1 pseudogene is annotated in these 1,555 nt (G+C 45.2%); it reads right to left on the bottom strand.

Annotated features, from left to right (window positions below):
- Positions 1 to 1,555: pseudogene (locus tag WAA15_RS24370) on the bottom strand (hypothetical protein); the annotation flags it as partial.

The following is a 1,555-nucleotide window of genomic DNA, read 5'->3' as shown; positions in this document are numbered from 1 at the left end:
ATTGATGGTCACTTCTGGATTCACCGTTAGTATACCTGAATCCGTCGCTGAACATTCTTTGCCATTGGTCGTTACTTTACAAGTCGCTGTGTAAGTGCCTGCTGTGCCAATGGTCAAGGTGCTACCTGTTGCCCCTGTGTTCCATGTTACAGTGCCTGTGCAACCTGTCGCTACTAAAGTACCTGTCGTATTTTTACAAATAGTTAAATCGTCTACATTGATGGTCACTTCTGGATTCACCGTTAGTATACCTGAATCCGTCGCTGAACATTCTTTGCCGTTGGTCGTTACTTTACAAGTTGCTGTGTAAGTACCTGCTGTACCGATTGTCAAGGTGCTACCTGTGGCACCTGTGTTCCATGTTACAGTGCCTGTGCAGCCTGTCGCTACTAAAGTACCTGTGGTGTTTTTACAGATGGTTAAATCAGCTACATTGATGGTCACCTCTGGATTCACAGTCAATACTCCTGAATCCGTCGCTGAACATTCTTTGCCGTTGGTTGTTACTTTACAAGTTGCTGTGTAAGTGCCTGCTGTACCGATTGTCAAGGTGCTACCTGTGGCACCTGTATTCCATGTTACAGTGCCTGTGCAGCCTGTGGCTACTAAAGTACCTGTCGTATTTTTACAAATAGTTAAATCAGCTACATTGATGGTCACCTCTGGATTCACTGTTAGTACTCCTGAATCCGTCGCTGAACATTCTTTGCCATTGGTCGTTACTTTACAAGTTGCTGTGTAAGTACCTGCTGTGCCAATGGTTAAAGTACTGCCTGTGGCACCTGTGTTCCATGTTACAGTCCCTGTACAACCTGTCGCTACTAAAGTGCCTGTCGTATTTTTACAGATGGTTAAGTCGTCTACATTGATGGTCACTTCTGGATTCACCGTTAGTATACCTGAATCCGTCGCTGAACATTCTTTGCCGTTGGTCGTTACTTTACAAGTTGCTGTGTAAGTACCTGCTGTACCGATTGTCAAGGTGCTACCTGTGGCACCTGTGTTCCATGTTACAGTGCCTGTGCAACCTGTCGCTACTAAAGTACCTGTCGTATTTTTACAAATAGTTAAATCGTCTACATTGATGGTCACTTCTGGATTCACCGTTAGTATACCTGAATCCGTCGCTGAACACTCTTTCCCGTTGGTTGTTACTTTACAGGTTGCTGTGTAAGTACCTGCTGTGCCAATAGTCAAGGTGCTGCCTGTTGCGCCTGTGTTCCATGTTACAGTGCCTGTGCAACCTGTGGCTACTAAAGTGCCTGTGGTATTTTTACAGATAGTTAAATCGTCTACGTTGATAGTCACCTCTGGATTCACTATTAGTACACCTGAATCCGTCGCTGAACACTCTTTGCCGTTAGCCGTCACTTTACAAGTCGCTGTGTAAGTGCCTGCTGTACCGATTGTCAAGGTGCTGCCTGTCGCGCCTGTGTTCCATGTTACAGTGCCTGTACAGCCTGTGGCTACTAAAGTACCTGTCGTATTTTTGCAAATAGTTAAATCGTCTACATTGATGGTCACTTCTGGATTCACCGTTAGTATACCTGAATCC

It is taken from the genome of Emticicia sp. 17c, from assembly GCF_037153985.1.
Taxonomy (GTDB): domain Bacteria; phylum Bacteroidota; class Bacteroidia; order Cytophagales; family Spirosomataceae; genus Emticicia.
The sequence above is the reverse complement of the archived record's forward strand: the minus strand, read 5'-3'. Positions and strand labels throughout refer to the sequence as shown.